Genomic DNA, 18,412 nt, shown 5'->3' on the forward strand with positions numbered 1-18,412 from the left:
ATGAGAACCTCAGTTTGTCTGCAATTGCCCGGATTCGGTTCCGGCGGGGAGATCTGTAATGATGGAGATTAAATCTCGGGGGAGACAGAGAGCCTCACAGGCGGCCTTCATTTTGCTGCCGGTTTCCCGCCATTCGCTCTCCGGCCGGGAGGCAGGGAGAATGCCGGCTCCCCCGTAAAGGGTGACGCTGCGGGAATGAACCCGGGCCGAACGCAGCAGCACTGCCAGGGTAAGACGGTCTCCATCTCCGGAGACTCCGGTTCTGATGCAGCCTCCCAGTCCGGCATAAAGGGATTCCGGAAGCAGTCCTGCAACCCGGAGAAAGCTGAGGGCCGGTTCCCGGGGAAAGCCCAGCACCGCCGGGGTGGGGTGGAGTTTCCGGGAGACCTCAAGAGGCGCTGCCCCCTCCTTAAGAAGTCCCGAGATCGGGGTTTTGAGGTGCTCGATGTAGTCCAGAGACTTCAGTGTCAGAGGGCCGATGCAAAGGGAAAGAGCGAGCTCTGCTAGTCTTTCCTTTATCTCCTCTGCCACGATGCTGTTTTCCTGAATGTTTTTGGCATCCCGGAGGAGGACGCTCCCCTGCCCGGGAGGGCAGGATCCGGCCAGAGCCTCGGTGCGGAATTCCCGGCCCCGGGACTGTAACAGGGTTTCCGGAGAGAAGGAAACGAAGAGAGAGTCCTCCGGGCCGGCCAGACAGGCATAAAAGTAAGTGCCGCAGGGTTCCTGAGCAAGCCGCCGGAAAATAAGATCCCGAAGGAGATCGGGAGGATTAGGCGCCGTCTTTAGGATAATCTCGGCCCGGCGGGACAGCACCACCTTGTGGAATTTCCCCTGCCTCATATTTTCCTGAGCCCGGAGGACAGTATCCCGAAAGCTCTGATAATCCGGAAAGAGATGAAGAGCTTCAGCGGAGAGATCGCTTTCCCGGGGGAGGACAGGAGGGATATCCTGCGGGAAACTGTCAAGGGCGGAGAGAATCCTTGCCGCAAAGTCCCGGGGGAGCCCCCGGCGGAAATGCAGCTTTGCAGATCTGTCCCCCGCTGATGCTGCCGGAGGGAAAGTCCCGTCCTCCGGAGGCGCGGGGAATTCCAGAAAGACATCCGGGACATGCCGGGTGATGACCGGGGGACAGGCGAAGGGGGACTCCAAAAAGAAGAAGGAGTCCGGTCCCTCATGTTCCGGGGCTTCCGTTACGGCGCTTAAGGTTTCATCAAGGAAAAAGCCCAGATAAAGCCCGCCCCGGAGATCCGAGAACACCCGAAGGGATCTTCCGGGAAAGGAGTCCCTGAGGGCGGGATCCGTGAGAACGCCGATTAAGCCTCTGGCCGCAGGGAACGGGAGATCCCGGGTATCCGGAAGCTCGGCTTCGGGAGCATCAGAAACAGAGGGAAGTGTCTTAGGAAAAGAATTCATGCCGCTATTTCCCTGTTGAGATCCCCGGGCTCCGTCAAATTATACCGGGCAGCGGGAAGGGTATTCCGGAACCTGAGGCGCATAGCGCATCCGGTGCCTTTTTGAGGGGCGCAGACTGCCGCGCGAGGGCTCAGAGCCAGCTTATACTAACAGGATTATAGCTTTCCGGGGGCGTGATTTCAAATCCGGAGGCCGGCGGGTTCCGCCTTTTCAGGAACCGGGCGGGGACTCCGGAAGGAAGGCGGCGTAATCTGGGCTTAAGGTTAAAACTGTGGGCTTTCCCGGCCCCGGGGAGTATAATCCGCCCTGTCCGGAGAACGGACAATAAAGAGACAAACTTATTTCCGGGGCGCGGCGGCGAGACCATGGTTAATTTCAGCGGCATTAAGGCAGTGATTTTTGATATTGACGGAACCCTGATGGATTCCGTGGGCCGGATCATTATGACCATGCAGCTTTCCTTCAGAGAGCTGGGCATTCCGGAGCCGGATGCGGCGGCGGTAAAGAACGTCATCGGGCTTTCACTGAAGGAGGCAGCGGAGAAGCTGCTTCCGGAGGCGGTTCCGGATGTCCGTCTGGCTTTGGTGGCTGCCTACCGGAAAAATTACACCCTTTTGGAGGATCGGGAGCCCACGGAGCTCTTTCGGGACGCGGTGCCGTTTCTCCGGGAGCTCCGAACCCGGGGCTTCCATGTCGGTCTTGCCACGGGGAAGTCCCGGAAGGGGTGCCGCCGGGTGCTGGAGGGCTACGGTCTTTCTCAGTATGTGGATGTGTCGGTGGCGGGGGATGAATTCCCCTCAAAGCCGGCCCCGGACATGCTTTGGGCCGCGGCCGGCATGCTGGGGCTTCCGGCGGCCTCCTGCCTCATGGCGGGGGATTCTGAGCTGGATCTTATGATGGCGGAAAGAGCCGGCATGCCCGGAGCCGGGGTGCTTACCGGAGTCCATGACCGAGAGCGTCTTGCCTCCTGTCATCCGATAGTCATTGCGGAAAATCTTACGGAGCTCCGGAAGCTTTTGCTGGGAGAATAACGGCGCGATTCAGGGGCTCCGGGGCCCTGTCGCCCCCGGAGCAAAACCGGGGCGGGCGGTCAGGACGATTAATGAAAGCCCCGGGATGTTGAAAGAAATTTTGACTTAGTCACTTTTTTTATATATCATGCGCACACTATGCAAAAAGTGAAAATTCCACATAAGGTGGATCCTGTTCGGGCAGCAGCGAAAAAGCTCGATTATGACGGCTATATTCCCCGGGATAAGCTGGAGCGGCTCGCTGGCGTTGTGGAAACTGTTTTAAGTGATGCTGAGGTTCGTTTGTCCTTTAGTGTCGATTTGCAGGGTTTAACCGTAATTGAGGGCAGTGCCGGTGCCGCTGTGAAGTGTGAATGCCAGCGCTGCGGCGATCCGTGCGAACTCGGATTGTCCGCCGATTTTCATTACACTGCTGATGAAAAGAAGGCCAGGGATCTTGGTCTGGAGGACGATTACGATTTTGCCGATTTGGATGAGTTTGGCGAGCTGGATATTTACAATCTGGTGGAAGACGAGCTCATGCTGAGCCTCCCCATGGTGATCATGCATCCGGAAGGAGAGTGTGAGATGCCGGAAGGCGGGGTTTATGGTAAAATTGTTACAGAGAACACAGAAAGCAACCCTTTTGCGGTGTTAGGTAAATTAAAGAAAAGTTAGGAGAAGGCTATGGCCGTTCAGCAAAATCATAAGTCACGTTCCCGTCGCGATATGCGCAGATCCCACGACAGTTTAACCGCTGCCAAGGTATCTGACGATAAGGCTACCGGAGAATTTCATCTGCGTCACAATGTAACCGCTTCCGGCTACTATAAGGGTGAAAAGGTGGTTAACGCCCCTGTGAAAGACGTTAAGAAAGAAGACTGATAAGTTATCATGAACGTTGAAGGGTAAGGATTTTTCCATTGTCTGAAATTATTCTTGCCATAGACGCCATGGGAGGGGATTTCGGTCCCCGCAGCGCAGTGCCTGCCATTAAGCGGGCACTGTCTGTTTATGGCGATTTAAGATTTCTGGTATACGGCCAGGAAAACATGGCGCTGCCCTATCTCCGGGAATGCTCTCTGGCAAAAGATGACCGCGTGATTCTCCGGCACCGCCCTCATGCCGTTACCAACAACCTGAGCCCGCTGGCTGCTTTGCGGCTCCGGGATTCCTCCTCCCTTTACGCCGCGGTGGCCGCGGTGAAGGAGGGGGAGGCTTCCGGAGTGGTTTCCGCCGGCAGCACCGGAGCTCTGGTCACCATTTCCGATTATGTTCTGGGAAGAATTCCCGGCATTTCCCGCTGTTCCCTGGGAAAAATCATTCCCACCTTTGATCGCCGTAATCCCGCATCGGTGCTTTTGGATCTGGGAGCCAATCTGGCCCAGACCCGGGAGGTGATCCTGCAAAATGCCCTCATCGGGAGTATTGTGGCCCGGTGCTTCATGAATATCTCCCGTCCGGAGCTGGCCATTCTCAATGTGGGCTCTGAGGGCAGCAAGGGCCCCGCCTATCTGCAGGAGGCGGCCCGGGATCTCAGAAATGCGGAGTTTTGCAGCTTCCGGGGTTTTGCCGAGGGGAGCGATATTTTCAGCGGACGGTTTCAAGTGATTGTCACCGACGGCTTTTCGGGAAACATCGCTCTGAAAACCGCCGAAGGACTGTACCGGGGGCTGGCTGAAAGATCCGGGCTCCGGGGAAATAATTTTTTCCTTGCGCCGATCCGGCATTTTTTTAAAAGAAAAATTGGTATAATGCAACCTGATAAATATAATGGATCAACGTTGCTTGGTCTTAATGGCATTGCGGTGAAGAGTCACGGCAGCGCCAGTCAGATGGCATTTATGAACGCAATAATTCAGGCCCGGCTGCAGTGTGTCAACCGTCTTCCGGAATTGATTGCATCACAATTAACCTCCATGAAAAGGTAAACCGCGGATGTATAGCAGGATATCAGGCACCGGCAGCTTTTTGCCCGCCAGGGTGCGTACCAATGCCGATCTCGAAAAGATGGTTGAAACCAGTGATGAGTGGATAACTGAGCGCACAGGCATTAAAGAGCGCCGTATTGCCGAGGAGGGAGATTCTGCTCCTGTCATGGCCGCCCGGGCCGCGGAAAAGGCTTTGGAGGCTGCGGGGATTACGGCGGCAGATGTAGACCTCATTGTGGCAGGCACCACCAGCTCCCAGTATGCCTTTCCCTCTGTGGCCTGCGATGTGCAGAGGATTCTCGGCGCTTCCGGACAGCCGGCCTTTGACGTGGCCGCCGCCTGCTCCGGCTTCAGCTTTGCCATGAGCATCGCCGATGCGTATATCAGAAGCGGTTCCGTCAAAAGAGCGCTTGTTATCGGGGTGGACTCTCTTTCCCGGGCCTGCGACCCCGAGGATCGCACCACCATCATTCTTTTCGGGGACGGCGCCAGCGCCTGCATTCTCGAGGCCTCTCAGGATCCCGGCGTTTATTCCTGCGAAATTCATTCCGACGGCAATCATGCCGAGCTTCTGATGCTGCCCAACGTGGATCGGGTGACCCGCGAACCCGCCTGGATGCTGATGAAGGGGCATGAGGTTTTCAAATACGCCGTCAAGACCCTGAGCTCCCTGGTTACCGATACCCTGGACAAGAACGGGTTTTCCAAAGGAGATCTGGACTGGCTGGTGCCGCATCAGGCCAATTTCCGCATCATTACCGCCACGGCCAAAAGGCTGGATCTGGAGATGTCGCAGGTTATTGTGAATCTTGATAAATACGGCAATACCTCCGGAGCCTCGGTGGGAATCGCCTTGGACGAGGGCATCCGTTCCGGGAAAATTCAAAGGGGCGATCTTCTGCTCCTGGAATCCTTCGGGGGAGGCTTTACCTGGGGCAGCGCCCTGGTAAGATACTGATTTTAACAGAGCCGTCCTGATTTGCTTCAGGGCGGTTTTTTGTTTCATAAACGGCGCAATAGCTGAAATTGCGCATAATTAAACGTCTTTTGGAGTGACTATGACTGATTTCGCTTTTGTCTTCCCGGGTCAGGGATCTCAGAGTGTGGGCATGCTGAAGGAGGTTTACGACAGCTGCGAGGTTGTCCGGGAAACCTTTAAGGAGGCCTCCGCCGTTCTGGGATATGATCTTTACCAGCTGGTTTCCGAGGGGCCGGCCGAAGAGCTCGGCAAAACCTTTAAGACCCAGCCGGCTCTCCTGACCTCCTCCGTGGCGCTTTACCGTCTGTGGTGTTCCAGAACCGAACTTCGTCCGAAGGTCATGGCCGGACATTCTTTGGGAGAATACAGCGCTCTCGTCTGCGCCGGCGCCATGGATTTTAAGGATGCGGTAAATCTGGTGAAGCTCCGGGGCGAATTCATGCAGGAGGCGGTGCCTGCGGGCTCCGGCGCCATGGCCGCGGTAATCGGCCTTGATGACAGCGCCGTAAAGGAGGCCTGCGCCGCTGCAGCGGAGGGTGAGGTTTGCTCTGCGGTGAACTTCAATTCTCCGGGACAGGTGGTTATTGCCGGAACCAAGGCTGCCGTGGACAGAGCCGGAGAGCTTCTGAAGGCCGCCGGAGCCAAGCGCTTCCTCCCGCTGGCAGTCAGCGTTCCCTCCCATTGCGATCTTATGAAGCCGGCCGCCGAAAGACTTAAGGAAGCGCTTAAGGGCATTAAGTTCCAGGAGCCGGAGATTCCGGTGATCAACAATGTTGACGTTACCGATGCCATCGCTCCGGATGTGATCAAGGATGCCCTGGTGCGGCAGCTCTATAGTCCGGTGCGCTGGGTGGAGACCGAACAGGCCATGGCCGCCGCCGGAGTGTCCGTGCTGGTTGAGGTCGGCCCCGGCAAGGTTCTTCAGGGCCTTTCCAAGCGCATTGTCAAGGAGATCAACGCTCTCACCTTTAATGATCTGGCTTCGCTGGATGCGGCGCTGGAGGCGGTTAATTAACGATTCGGAAAGCTGCGCAGGCCCCCGGAGCAGATTCCGGCGGCCTTTAATTAAGAGGTTTTAAAATGGATTTTACTGGAAAGATAGTACTTGTTACCGGAGCTTCCCGGGGCATTGGGCAGGCAATAGCCAAGACCTTTAAGGATCTGGGGGCCACGGTTATCGGCACCGCCACCTCCGAGAAGGGCGCTCTGGCCATTTCCGAGGCTCTGGCCGGTTCCGGAAAGGGCATGGTGCTCAACGTGGCCGATGCCGCCTCCTGCGAGGCCTGCATCAAGGCCGTTACCGAGGAGTTTGGCGCTCCGGACATTCTGGTGAACAATGCCGGCATTACCCGGGACAATCTTCTCATGCGCATGAAGGACGACGAGTGGGATCAGGTTATCAATACCAATCTCGCCGGCATTTACCGCATGAGCAAGGGCGTGCTCCGGGGCATGATGAAAAAGCGCTGGGGCCGGATTATCAGCGTGAGCTCCGTGGTTGGCCTTATGGGCAATCCCGGGCAGTGCAACTATGCCGCGGCCAAGGCCGGCATTATGGGATTTTCCAGAAGTCTGGCCAAGGAGGTAGCCTCCCGGGGCATTACCGTTAATGCCGTAGCGCCGGGCTTTATCGCCACCGACATGACTGATGCTCTTACCGAAGAGCAGAAGAAGGCCATTCTGGCCAATGTTCCCGCCGGCGAGCTGGGCGCTCCCGAGGATATTGCAAATACGGTGGCATTTCTGGCATCCGACGGCGCGCGCTACATAACCGGCGAGGTTATCAGCGTAAACGGCGGGATGTACATGTGCTAAATCAGGCTTAAGGATAAAAGGAATGAGCGGCAGGTCAAAAAATCAATTATTTTGTGGATATATCCGCCCATTCCATTTATAATTATGTTAATTTTCGTCCCCCTGCGGGGGAATATGTTGAGCGTGTGAACGTTATAGGAAATCAAAACATGAGCGATATTGTTGAGCGTGTAAAAAAGGTCATTGTTGATCAGCTTGGTGTTAAGGAAAGCGATGTAACTCCTGAGGCATCCTTTATTGAAGATCTCGGCGCAGATTCTCTTGATACTGTTGAGCTCGTAATGGCTCTTGAGGAAGAGTTCGGTACCGAAATCCCTGATGAAGACGCTGAAAAGATCACCACTGTTCAGAAGGCTGTAGACTATATTCAGGCTCATCAGGCTTAATTGTCTTCAGTAGTTGGCCAGGCTTTCTGGCAGTATAGAGAGGAAGCGTTTTAATTAACGCTTTTTTTGTTTAAAAGAATAAATATCACACGGAGGCTGACCTGTGTCAAAGCGCAGAGTAGTTGTTACTGGTCTTGGTATGATCTCTCCGGTTGGCAATACTGTTCAGGAATCCTGGCAGAATCTCGTTGCCGGCAAGAGCGGGATTACCCGGATCGATCATTTTGATACCGCTGACTATCCTTCTAAAATTGCCGGACTGGTTAAGGGATTTGATCCTGAAGCCTTCGACATTAACCGGAAGGATACCAGAAAGATGGATTTGTTTATCCAGTATGGTATTGCTGCCGGTCTCATGGCATATAAGGATTCGGGACTGGAGGTTACTCCGGAAAACGCCGTCCGGGTTGGCTGCGCCATCGGTTCCGGCATTGGCGGACTCGGTCTTATTGAGCAGAATGTGGAGACCTTGATTAAGTCAGGCCCGCGCCGTGTGAGTCCGTTCTTCGTTCCGTCCACCATCATTAACATGGTTTCCGGGCATCTTTCCATTCGCATCGGAGCCCGGGGACCGAACCTGGCTACCGTTACCGCCTGCTCCTCCGGCACCCATGCCATCGGCATGTCCTGCCGGCTGATTCAGTACGGCGATGCGGATGTCATGTTCTGCGGCGGCGCGGAAAAGGCCTCCACTCCCATGGGCATTTCCGGATTCTGCGCTCTCAAGGCACTGTCCACCAGAAACGACGAGCCGGAAAAGGCTTCCCGTCCCTGGGATAATGCCCGGGATGGCTTTGTGCTGGGCGATGGCGCCGGCGTGATGGTGCTTGAAGAACTGGAGCATGCCAAGGCGCGCAAGGCTCACATCTATGCCGAGATCACGGGCTTTGGCATGAGCTCCGATGCGCATCACATGACTGCTCCTCCCGATAACGGCGAAGGCGCTGCTCTGGCCATGGCCAATGCCATCAGGGACGGCGGCATTACTCCGGCTGATGTGTCCTACGTTAATGCCCACGGCACCTCCACCCATCTGGGGGATCTGGCTGAGATCCGCGGCGTCCGTTCCGTGTTCGGCGATGCGATTAACAATGTCCGCATCAGCTCCACCAAGTCCATGACCGGACATCTTCTGGGAGCTGCCGGTGCCATTGAAGCGGTTATTTCCGCTTTGGCAGTGCAGGATCAGATCTGCCCGCCCACCATCAATCTGGACGATCCGGATCCCGAGGTGGCCGGACTCAATCTGGTGCCTCACGTAGCTCAGAAGGCTGATGTCCGTTATGCTCTCTCCAATTCCTTCGGCTTTGGCGGCACTAACGGTTCCCTCCTCTTTAAGAGGTACGAGGACTAATCCGAAGCTTATGTAAGCTTTTTTCTGAAAAACCGGCTCTGGCCGGTTTTTTAGTCACCTCAGGGCTCCGGGCGGGACAGGGCTGAGATTTTAAGATGATTTGCGGTATTCCCGGTTTAGCACGCTTTTTTTGAGAAAAAAGCCGTTTTTTGTTATCATGCTCGAAAAATTCCGGATTTTTGTGAGCCAGTTGGAAAATGCTTATTGATCTTACTCAGGACAACCTGTACGTCTCTCTCTGTTCCCAGAAGCTGAGAGCGGACAAGACCGGATATATTGAGATTCTGGATGACCTGGCCCGGAACGGACACGTTTTTCAGACTCTTTCGGCGCCCCGGGGGCTGGGGGTATCCACCTTTCTTGATATGCTGAACGCCTTCTACGGGGATCGTTATCAGTCGCTTATTTTTGCGGATACCGCCGTCAGCAGAAATGCCGCTCTCATGACCCGCAGAGGCGCCTTCTTTGAGCTCGCCTTCGATTTTGCGGAGATCAATGCCACCACCGGCTATAACGAAATCATTACCCGTTTGTGCGAGGAAACCTTCCGGGTGATGAAGACGGTTTTTCCGGGGCAGTGCCGGCATAAAACGGAATATGATTTTGCAAAATGCCTCCTGGCCATCAGCCGCATTGCCGGAAAAAAGCTGGTGATAACCTTCAAGAATTTTGATAGGGTGCAGCGCTACGCCATCAAGCAGCTCAATATCCTGAATGCCTGGCAGCGGCTTTTTGCTCAGATTCAGCAGCTTAATCTCCGGGAGGATTTCATTTATCTTCTGATTGCCGGAGCTCATATTCCCGGCATGACCGAGCTTCTGGCAAATCCGGAAAACCCCGATCGCCGGCTGTTTTTTTCCCTGACTGAAAAGAATTCCCCTAAAGCCGATGATATGTACGGCTGGTGCGGCATCACCCAGGAGGAGCTTACCTATATTCTCCAGGGCAGCATGTCGGATCTGGACGAGGGGGATCTTTATGACTGGTGCGGGCATTACGGTCAGGCTCTCATGCGTCCGGCCTCGGTGTTTGCCTCTATCGCCGAGCATGACTTTATCATGACCGTGAACATTGACAGCGGTCTCTGGTATATCCGCGACATTCTGGAGGCCGGCTACGGATCCTTTTTGCTGTGCGGCGAAATCGGCGTTGCCCGGCTCCTTAACGGCGAATCCGTGTCCCTGCATCAGCTCAGCGAATGCGATTCCCGGAAGAGCACGCAGTATGCCGCAGAGATCTACAGCTTTACCAAGAGATTTCTGAACATGCTGTCCGGAGAAGGTCTTATCACCCTGACCGGACAGTTCGGCGGGAAGCTGGACAATGCGGAAATTGCCAACCGGGAGACTCAGCTCTCGGTCAGCGATGCCTTATCAGAGGATTCCGGATCCTATGTAAGTCAGCTGTGCCGCATTGCCGCGGGCAGGACACGTCTTGCAGAGGCCTTTGCTGCCGGCGAGATTCATTGCTTTTCGGAACTCATTACTTCCTATCTTAACTTTAAGAGAGCCTTTATCAACCGGAATGCGGTTCTCAGAATCTCTATCTGGCAGGGCATCTACGACCTTCTTACCGACCTTCAGGGCTATGAGCTCCGGGCGGTTAACGATGCCTTTGTACTAAAGGATCTTAATGCCGACGACAGTTATCTTCTCATCTGCGTGGCGGTGAATGCCGATATGGCAGCTCTGATTAACGGCGTGGTGAATATCAGGCTGACCTCCCCGCGGGCCCGGCGGGCTCTGGACGGCTACAAGGGAAGACTGGAGGCCTTTGTCTATCAGCTCACCATAAGCCCGGACACTGCTATTCCGGTAAAGGCGGAGTGTCAGAAGGTTCTGGTGGTGTAGGCCGAAGGAAGAGTTTTTTTCTATTGTTGTCCTCTTTCTTTATCCTTGGTTTTGTCTATGATCTGACCGGCGATGGACTGACAGTCGTTATCAAACTCCGCATCTTTCAAGTAAATCTGGAAGATGGGGAAGCCTCGTTTTGACTTTATTGCACTAGACTCATAGATAATTTTATGTCTGAATGAAGCACAAATACGGAGGCGTGCATGAAAAAATTTTTGTTATGTTTAACTGCTTTTATCTGCTTTTTATTGTTGAATGTTGTCACGGCTGCCCCCATGACTGACTGCCTTACACGGTTGTCGGAGAAGCAATTTAGAGAAGCTCTTCCATTTTGTCAGGAAGCCTGCAATATGAATGTTGGAGCAGCGTGCTTTGCTATTGGATTTCTTTACCACAATGGACAAGGGGTAAAACAGGACTATCAGCGGGCAAAAACATACTATGAGAAAGGCTGCAACCTGAATGATGGAAGCGGATGTTTAGGTATTGGACTTTTTTACGATAATGGACAAGGAGTAAAACAGGACTACCAGCAGGCAAAAACATACTATGAGAAAGCCTGCAACCTGAATAAGGGAACAGGGTGCTACGAACTTGGAGTTCGTTATTACTATGGAGCAGGCGTAACACAGGACTACCAGCAGGCGAAAACATATCATGAGAAAGCTTGCAATCTGAATAATGGAGAAGGGTGTGCCAGTCTTGGATTTCTTTACCAAAACGGACAAGGCGTAAAACAGGATTCTCAACAAGCAAAAACGTACTATGAAAAAGCCTGTGACCTGAATGATGGAGAGGGGTGTGCCAGATTAGCTCTTCTTTTTCTTGAAAAGCTGGACTACCTAAAGGCAATGCAAATTTTTAAAAAATCTTGTGACCTGAATCATGGAGGAGGATGTGCTAGTGTGGGACTTCTCTACACTGCCGGTCAAGGAATAGAATACGACTATCAACAGGCGAAAAAGTATTATGAGAAAGCCTGTGACCTGAATAATGGAGGAGGATGTGTTGAACTGGGAGTTCTTTACACCGAGGGAAAAGGCGTAAGACAGGACTTCCAAAAGGCAATAAAACTTTTAAAAAAATCTTGTGATCTAAACAACGGAAAAGGGTGTGCTGCTCTGGGAGTTCTCTACAGTATCGGTCGAGGAATAAAACAAGACCTTCAGCAAGCAAAAACATACCTTGAAAAATCTTGCAACCTGAAGTGGGGGAAAGGGTGTACAGCTTCAGGAATTTATTACTCAGGCTTAAAAATCGGAAAAAATTTGCAAACAGCTAAAGAATACTATGGCAAAGCTTGTGATTTAGGTGATCAAGACGGTTGTAATAAATACAGGGAGTTAAACGAAAAAGGGTATTAAAGCTTGATAATTTTATGTGTCAGAACGACAGACAAGATTAAATTAAAGCTAACTGATCTCGCAAACGGACTTAAATGAGCCGCAGCAGAGGCACTGCAGCCATCAAAAAAAGGCCTGCAGCATCAAGCCCGCATCGATCGCATTACGCTTTCCCGGAAAGCGCGAATTCCAGAAGCTCCTCCGGGGTTTCGGCCAGAAAATCCGCCCCGAAGCTTTCCCGGGGCATGTCTTTGGGAATATAGCCCCATGAGGCCAGGACGGCGGTCATGCCGGCGTTTCTGGCAGCCTCCATGTCTCTTATATGATCTCCCACGTATAACGCTCTTTCCGGAGTGCCGGAGAGCTCCTTCAGGGCCAGGAGGAGAGCATCGGGACAGGGTTTGGATCTGATATCCGGCCGGCTTCCGATAACGGTGGCGATGGCGGCGGTTTCGGGAAATTTTTTGAGGATTTTAAGAGCCAGATAGTGGGGCTTATTGGTAATTACCCCGGCGGCAATGCCGTTTGCGGCAAGACCGTTTAACAGGGCGGGAATGCCGGGGAAAATCCCGGTGCGATCCGCGATATGCTCTTCGTAATAGGCCAGAAAATCCGGCTTCATCCGGGCGATATCCTCTTCGGAGAGGGTGTTTCCGGAGGCCTCCATAAGAAGAGCCCGCATGCCGTCCGAGGCCAGCTCCCGGGCTTTTTCGTCGGAGATGCCGCCGGAGAGGCCATGCTTTTTAATGACGGCGTTTGCGGTATTGCCGAGATCCGGGGCGGTATCCAGAAGAGTCCCGTCCAGGTCGAACAATACTACGGAATATTTGGCGGGGCGCATAGGATCTCCTGGGAAAAATATAAGAAGGCCGGATCTGCAAAAGCCGGGCAGCCGGGGATAAACGCCAAACGGTTTCGGCTTCAGGGGCATTATAATGGTTTTCAGGAGGGGCTGAAAGGGAAGGGGGAACCGAGAGGAAGAGAAATATTGTCAGGATAAACCCTTCCCTTTACCATTTCCTCTTAATCCTTCACCTCAAAAGAACACCCTAAAGTTAAAGCTCCACCCAGATAAAAGGACGGACGCCCAGACTTGCGGCATGGCGGTACAAGTAACCATAGTGCCAGCTGTTGCTTCTGTCAAGCCACCACCAGCTAATGCTGCCGTCATGCGAACGCTCCGGCGCGCCCGGACTTCCGGCAAGGGCATAGGGAGTAGCTTCCGGATTACTAACCATTTTGCGGGAAATCCTGTCGGTTTCGTCATAGTAAAGCACGTTGCTGAGGCCGTCATCTTCCCAGGGCAGGAAGATGCGATCCTGGCAGCGATCCGTTATTGTCTGGGTATGTCTTTTATAATCATACGCCATATCCGTTTGGAGCATCTCTGGCATATAGCGCTGCTCATCGGGGGTGAAGGCTTCGTTCAGAAAGACGGTGTTCAGCCACTCTCTGATGTCGCTGTTCTTCCAGGCCCGCAGGCGGTGCTCGCTGAAATCATCTTGGCTGATGTTGTGTATCTGAGCTTTGCACCAGGGGCGGAAGCAGAGAATTTTCACGGACATCAGCGCTGCGGCATTGCCCCTTTTCCCGATACAGCACCATTCCAGCGGAGTTTTTTCCTGCGCATTGTTCTGATACCAACTGCCGAATGTTATTGTTTTGCCGATAAAAATACGCTGGGGCCAGGACTTATCAAGAATATGGAGGTACCCCCGGGAGAGACGGTTCTCTTCTGCGGTTTTCGGGGCGCCCAGAAGCTTCGCAAGCTCGGGAACCCGGGTCCTGGCGCTCTTAAGCTCCGCTCCCTCTGCGGTGAGAAGTCCCCGCACCGCCCGGGTGCGGGATCGCTGGGGGAGCTTTTTCACGGTACTCACGAGATCCCGGATACCGGCGTCGTCTCCCGTCAGGATGGCATTAAGCTTTTCCCGGGCGGCCTCTTTAGCTGCCGTAAGCCGGGCGGGAATGCTGCCGTCCAGCCATAACCCGGAGGAGATTTCGGTAATGCCCCGGTGGTATGAACCTTCCAGATAAAGGATTTCCCAGGGACATTTGCCGGCGGCGATCTCGTCCATGCGGGACACCATATGCTCCCGATCCCGGAAGATATAATCATCGGAGCCGAAGATAAGGTAATCATTTTTGAGGTGCTTTTTAAGAAGTTCCTTTTCCGCCTGGCCGGGGAGAACGCATACCAGGAAATTCAGGTGATCGTAGCAGTCAATCATCTGCCGGGCATAGGCCTCGGGATGCTTTGCGGCATAGGCATCCATCTCCCGGGAGAACTCCTCCGGAGAAGCGTATTTTTTGCCGGCCGCCATAAAGCTGTGATTGTCCGAGAGGGCGGCGCCGCAGGCATAGACACGCTGTTCCATGGTGAATTCCCGGGTTTTCAGGAGATCCGTAAGCCTGGTGAAGATTTGAAGAGCGGCGGGGCTTTTCAGGTAATCCCGGGCATATTCCGTGAGAAAACCGCTTTCCAGAAGCTCGAAGGCTGCCTTTAAAAAGCTGCTGTCTTCGGAGGTGACAGCATCAACCATGCGGGATCCCAGAGTCCCCAGCTCCTTAAAAAATTCTCCCCTGAGGTACAGCCCGCCGATCCCGGGCCAGAGCCGGTACATCAGGCTCAGGAACGCCCCCATCCGCGCGGCTCCCCGGCCTAAGGAGAGCTTTTTGGCGTACTCCTCGCAGAGCTCACGGGACTTTTCCCGGAACAGGCTGTAGTGGTGAGAGAGAATGCCCCGGCCCAGTTCCCGCATGCCCTTGTCCGGCTGGGCCAGGAAGGCCCGGATCAAAGACTCCTCATCGGTATAGCGGGTTTTATCGAAGACATAGGGCAGAAATGCCGGAGCCTCATCCGGAAACATGCCGGGCACCGGCTGCTTTATGCCTTTCAGCCAGTTTTCCACCTCCTGCCAGCCCCAGCGGCGGCTCCTGGCATTTCCGGAATTGCGGTTGGAGATATCCTTGTAGGTGAGACCCAGCACCAGATCCCGGAGCTCCGCCGGGAAATCCTCCGGAAACTCGATTTTGCTCACGGCGGCCAGTCTGATGGCATCGTCCGAGTTAAGACAGTCCTGCTGAAAGGGCGGGTGCCCGGTGTAAAGCTCGTAGATGGTGATGCCGAAGGAATAGTAGTCCGAAGAAGCATGATAGATCCCCTGGAGCACCTCCGGGGCCGCATAGATGGGCGTCATGCCGGTGGCGGTGACCACCAGGGTTCTCCCGTTGGCGGCGGAGCTGATGCCGAAATCGATAAGCACGATATGTTCGCCGCTGTCATCCGGTATCAGATTGGCGGGCTTGAGATCCTTGTGCAGTATTCCCGCCTCATGCACCGCCCGGAGCCCGGCATTAACCGAGGGGATCACCAGATCCTTAAGCTCCTTAAGAGTCAGGGTAGTGCCGTTTTCCAGCATTTCCGCGAGACTCATGTTTTTGTAGCAGGGCATAATGACGTACTGATGTCCCTGAAAGATCCCCGAGGCGGTCACCGGGGCCACCTCCGGGCAGTGAATGCTTTCCAGAAGGCGGATTACCTCCTCCTTGACGGCGTTTTCCCGGCGGTAATACTTGAGAATGAACTCTTTGCTGTCTTTTGATGCGGTGTAGATGTCGGCTTCTCCCGAAGCTACCGGAAGCCGGCTGTTTACGTGATAGCCGCCGGGAAGATCGAGGCCCGTTAAATCAGCAAGCTGACTTTCCGCGCCGCGTACCCTGGTGCGGCGCACCTTGTTAAGAAAGCTGTTTACCTGAGTTTCCTGCATAATGTTTCTCCTTAAGAGCCGGAATAATCCGAAAGCCCGGGCTGATCCGATGTTTCGGGATATTTGCAAATAAAACTATACTGACTAAAGCATGCTTTGCGTTATAAAAAATACCCGGCTTTTTGAAAAATGTCAAATTTATCAGATGTTTAAAACACTTATAAGATGTTAATAGCAGTGCCTGAACGGGATGTTTTCAGCGGTTCCGGCAGTGAAAATGCTGATGATATAAGAAATGAAAAAGGGACAGGAACGGCAGAAACGGCAGTATGGAACAGGTATGATAAGCAGAAAGAAAAAGGAGGGAACAGGTTCCCTCCCGCGGTCAGGCATCCGGCCCAGGGCTCAAGGCCGATCCGGACACCTTGCAAAGGCTATTAGGATTTAGCGTACTTGGATTTGCCCTTATAGAGTTTAAAGGCGCCGTCCTCGAACTGGTTCGGAGTGCCGCCGCCGAGATTGATAATACCTGCTTTGTATCCTTTTACCTTGCTGCCCATGACGCCGGTATTCATCTGATGAATTTCCATGCTGCCGCTGTTAAGAGCCACCTTGGTGAGGTTCTTCTTCTGATGATTGTTGCTGTAGCTGCCGTTCTTCAGAATATCATAGACATCGCTGTTATTCCTGATGTACTCCCTGACATCGGTGTCGTTTTTAACCTCGGACAGGGTGGCTGCCAGAGTTCTCACCTCAGCATCCAGCTGACCGGTTCTGTCCTTGCCGCTCTTGCAGTTAAAGCAGGTTTCGTTGCCGATGATATTGTTCAAGAGAGCAACCCGGGCCGGAAGGGCATAAGGATCTACCTTTTTCTGCCGGTGCTCCTTGTCGCTGAACGAGAGAGAGCCTCTGCCCTGCTGCAGCATTTTGATTTCCAGAGCCAGAATAATGGCCTTGTTCTTTTCAGACTGGGAAACATTATTCCTGTTGAGGAAATTGGCCAGATCCGAGTTGTCGCTCTTGATCTGATTGACAAAGCTGTTCAAAGCATTCTGATTACGGGGATCTAAAATCTGATCGGCGTTATGCAGAGTATTATTGAGGGAGCTTCCCACCAGCCTGTTAAAGGCAGGGTTATTTCTGACATCTGAGTTATCCCAGCCCATTTTCAGTCTCACGCTCTGAAACTGACAGGGAAAATTAAAGGTGCTGATGGAGGGCTTGATGTAGATCTCCTTTTCCGGCCCCGGCTGTCCCGGATTCTGCGGATCCGGTACCCGCACCTTGATTTTGAAAATGCCGTCAGGGTTGTTCGTTGAAGGAGCGAAGTGATCCCAGGCCTGGCACTGAGTTTCAAACATGCCCTTTTCGCCCTGGTCGAAACGGTTGGACGGTGTCAGCAGGGAAACTGAAGAAAGCTTGATTTCAATGGCATTATCACGGTTTGTCGCATTTTCTATCTTGTCTTGGTACTTGTCCTCCACAATGGTTCTCAGAAGCTCAGTAGTGCGCTGGATACTGGCCTGGTTCATAGCATCGGGGTCGTTTTTAAGGCCGAAAGCCGCAGTGGTGCCGTGGCGATAGCCGCTGAACAGCACGGTGCCGTTCTCGTCAGCGATTTCCGTTTTGGAGAGATTGGTGATGTGAGAAGTTTTGCGATCGCCGCTGGCATAGTTTTTAACAGGATTTCCGCTGACGTCGTAGTCATGAAAGTCACGGCTCACAAATACGTTCTGCATCTTGTTAAGCGGGGTAATCTTGAACTTGAAAGGCTTGTTGGTCTTATCGGCAACATCAAGATGGAGAGTATTTTCAAAAACATCCCATTTGTCCGAAGAGGAGAGCTTCTTGGTCAGCATATCCTGAATTTGTTCCTTGCTGAGAGAGAGGGTGTTTCTGACATTTTCAGGAAGATTACTGAGGCAGGGCTTGATTGCCTTGCTGAGCGCGGAAGGGATTTTCTTGAAGGCTTCGAACTGTTCTTTGTTCACCTTGCTCATATCGTCCATCTGATTCACGGTGTTGATCTTGTCCTGAAGCTTATTGAATTCTTCAGTGAGCTTGTTAAGAGCCTCGCCTTTGGCGTTCTCATCAATATTATTCATCCCCTGGATCTGATTTTTGACAAAGGTGATGATTTCCTGGGCGCCCTGCAGTTTGGACGCATGGCTTTCCTTGAAGTTCCGGGCAAGGTCGGCTTTATGATTCAGAATTCCCAAGGCATTGGTGTTCAGGATGTCATTCTGAGTCTTTAAATACTGAAAATGGTTCTTAAGAGTCTGGCAGGCTCTGTTATATTCCTGATGATTCGGATGAGCTGCAAGCATTTGATCCAGCTTGCTTATGGCATTGGCGCAGGTTCTGGCATTATCCCGGGAGACTTGAATCTTGGCATTGAGGCTGCTTATGTCATCATTTGCTTTAACTTCGGTATTGATGTTATGGGGCAGGTTTGTCTTCAGGTTCATGAGAAAACGCAGGGAATTCTTTTCCGCAGTGGTGATGTCGGCCATACTTGTGACCGTGTCAGCTGACGGAGCCGTTTCCAGATCAGCCGGGCGGGGGCTTACATGGTCTGCCTGCCCGCGCTGATTTCCCTGCTGCTGAACCTGATTAGGCTG

The 18,412-nt window shown here is 53.3% G+C and carries 15 protein-coding genes; 11 read left to right on the forward strand and 4 right to left on the reverse strand.

What is annotated here, in order from left to right; translation table 11 throughout:
* Positions 1 to 9: 9 nt before the first annotated feature.
* Positions 10 to 1,413, reverse strand: a complete 1,404-nt coding sequence (locus ACJROR_RS12190) for a chorismate-binding protein (RefSeq protein ID WP_406547264.1) — start codon at positions 1,411 to 1,413, stop codon at positions 10 to 12.
* Positions 1,414 to 1,778: 365 nt separating this feature from the next.
* On the opposite strand from ACJROR_RS12190, the gene ACJROR_RS12195 reads away from it, so the two are divergent.
* From ACJROR_RS12195 to ACJROR_RS12245, 11 genes are all read left to right on the forward strand, one after another.
* Positions 1,779 to 2,444: an HAD family hydrolase gene (locus ACJROR_RS12195; RefSeq protein WP_406547265.1), complete on the forward strand. Its 666-nt coding sequence runs from the start codon at positions 1,779 to 1,781 to the stop codon at positions 2,442 to 2,444.
* 138 nt (positions 2,445 to 2,582) lie between these two features.
* Positions 2,583 to 3,101 (forward strand): YceD family protein, encoded by a 519-nt coding sequence (locus ACJROR_RS12200; RefSeq protein ID WP_406547266.1) that lies wholly within the window; start codon positions 2,583 to 2,585, stop codon positions 3,099 to 3,101.
* A 9-nt stretch (positions 3,102 to 3,110) separates the two neighbouring features.
* Positions 3,111 to 3,308 carry a 50S ribosomal protein L32 gene (gene rpmF, locus ACJROR_RS12205; protein WP_406041682.1) on the forward strand — a complete coding sequence of 66 codons (198 nt, stop codon included), beginning with the start codon at positions 3,111 to 3,113 and terminating at the stop codon, positions 3,306 to 3,308.
* 38 nt (positions 3,309 to 3,346) lie between these two features.
* Positions 3,347 to 4,354 (forward strand): phosphate acyltransferase, encoded by a 1,008-nt coding sequence (locus tag ACJROR_RS12210; protein ID WP_406547267.1) that lies wholly within the window; start codon positions 3,347 to 3,349, stop codon positions 4,352 to 4,354.
* Positions 4,355 to 4,361: 7 nt separating this feature from the next.
* Positions 4,362 to 5,312: a beta-ketoacyl-ACP synthase III gene (locus tag ACJROR_RS12215; RefSeq protein WP_406547268.1), complete on the forward strand. Its 951-nt coding sequence runs from the start codon at positions 4,362 to 4,364 to the stop codon at positions 5,310 to 5,312.
* Positions 5,313 to 5,412: 100 nt separating this feature from the next.
* The gene (gene fabD / locus ACJROR_RS12220) at positions 5,413 to 6,348 is read left to right on the forward strand and encodes an ACP S-malonyltransferase (RefSeq protein ID WP_406041688.1); all 936 of its coding nucleotides are present in this window, start codon (positions 5,413 to 5,415) and stop codon (positions 6,346 to 6,348) included.
* 65 nt (positions 6,349 to 6,413) lie between these two features.
* Positions 6,414 to 7,148: a 3-oxoacyl-ACP reductase FabG gene (gene fabG, locus ACJROR_RS12225; RefSeq protein ID WP_406547269.1), complete on the forward strand. Its 735-nt coding sequence runs from the start codon at positions 6,414 to 6,416 to the stop codon at positions 7,146 to 7,148.
* A gap of 149 nt (positions 7,149 to 7,297) precedes the next feature.
* Entirely contained in the window at positions 7,298 to 7,534 is a 237-nt protein-coding gene (gene acpP / locus ACJROR_RS12230; protein ID WP_406041692.1) for an acyl carrier protein, read from the forward strand.
* 103 nt (positions 7,535 to 7,637) lie between these two features.
* Positions 7,638 to 8,888 carry a beta-ketoacyl-ACP synthase II gene (fabF, locus tag ACJROR_RS12235; RefSeq protein WP_406547270.1) on the forward strand — a complete coding sequence of 417 codons (1,251 nt, stop codon included), beginning with the start codon at positions 7,638 to 7,640 and terminating at the stop codon, positions 8,886 to 8,888.
* Positions 8,889 to 9,085: 197 nt separating this feature from the next.
* On the forward strand, positions 9,086 to 10,738 hold the full coding sequence (locus ACJROR_RS12240; protein WP_406547271.1) for an AAA family ATPase: 1,653 nt from the start codon (positions 9,086 to 9,088) through the stop codon (positions 10,736 to 10,738).
* A gap of 206 nt (positions 10,739 to 10,944) precedes the next feature.
* Positions 10,945 to 12,105 (forward strand): SEL1-like repeat protein, encoded by a 1,161-nt coding sequence (locus ACJROR_RS12245; protein ID WP_406547272.1) that lies wholly within the window; start codon positions 10,945 to 10,947, stop codon positions 12,103 to 12,105.
* A gap of 142 nt (positions 12,106 to 12,247) precedes the next feature.
* Here ACJROR_RS12245 and ACJROR_RS12250 read toward each other — a convergent pair whose 3' ends face one another.
* The 3 genes from ACJROR_RS12250 to ACJROR_RS12260 all read right to left on the reverse strand — a co-directional run.
* Positions 12,248 to 12,925: an HAD family hydrolase gene (locus tag ACJROR_RS12250; RefSeq protein WP_406547273.1), complete on the reverse strand. Its 678-nt coding sequence runs from the start codon at positions 12,923 to 12,925 to the stop codon at positions 12,248 to 12,250.
* A 214-nt stretch (positions 12,926 to 13,139) separates the two neighbouring features.
* Positions 13,140 to 15,851 carry a protein kinase domain-containing protein gene (locus ACJROR_RS12255; protein ID WP_406547274.1) on the reverse strand — a complete coding sequence of 904 codons (2,712 nt, stop codon included), beginning with the start codon at positions 15,849 to 15,851 and terminating at the stop codon, positions 13,140 to 13,142.
* 377 nt (positions 15,852 to 16,228) lie between these two features.
* A partial coding sequence (locus ACJROR_RS12260) for an inositol phosphate phosphatase SopB (protein WP_406547275.1) occupies positions 16,229 to 18,412 on the reverse strand: 2,184 nt, incomplete at its 5' end.

It is taken from the genome of Succinimonas sp., from assembly GCF_045225735.1.
Classification (GTDB): Bacteria; Pseudomonadota; Gammaproteobacteria; order Enterobacterales; family Succinivibrionaceae; genus Succinimonas.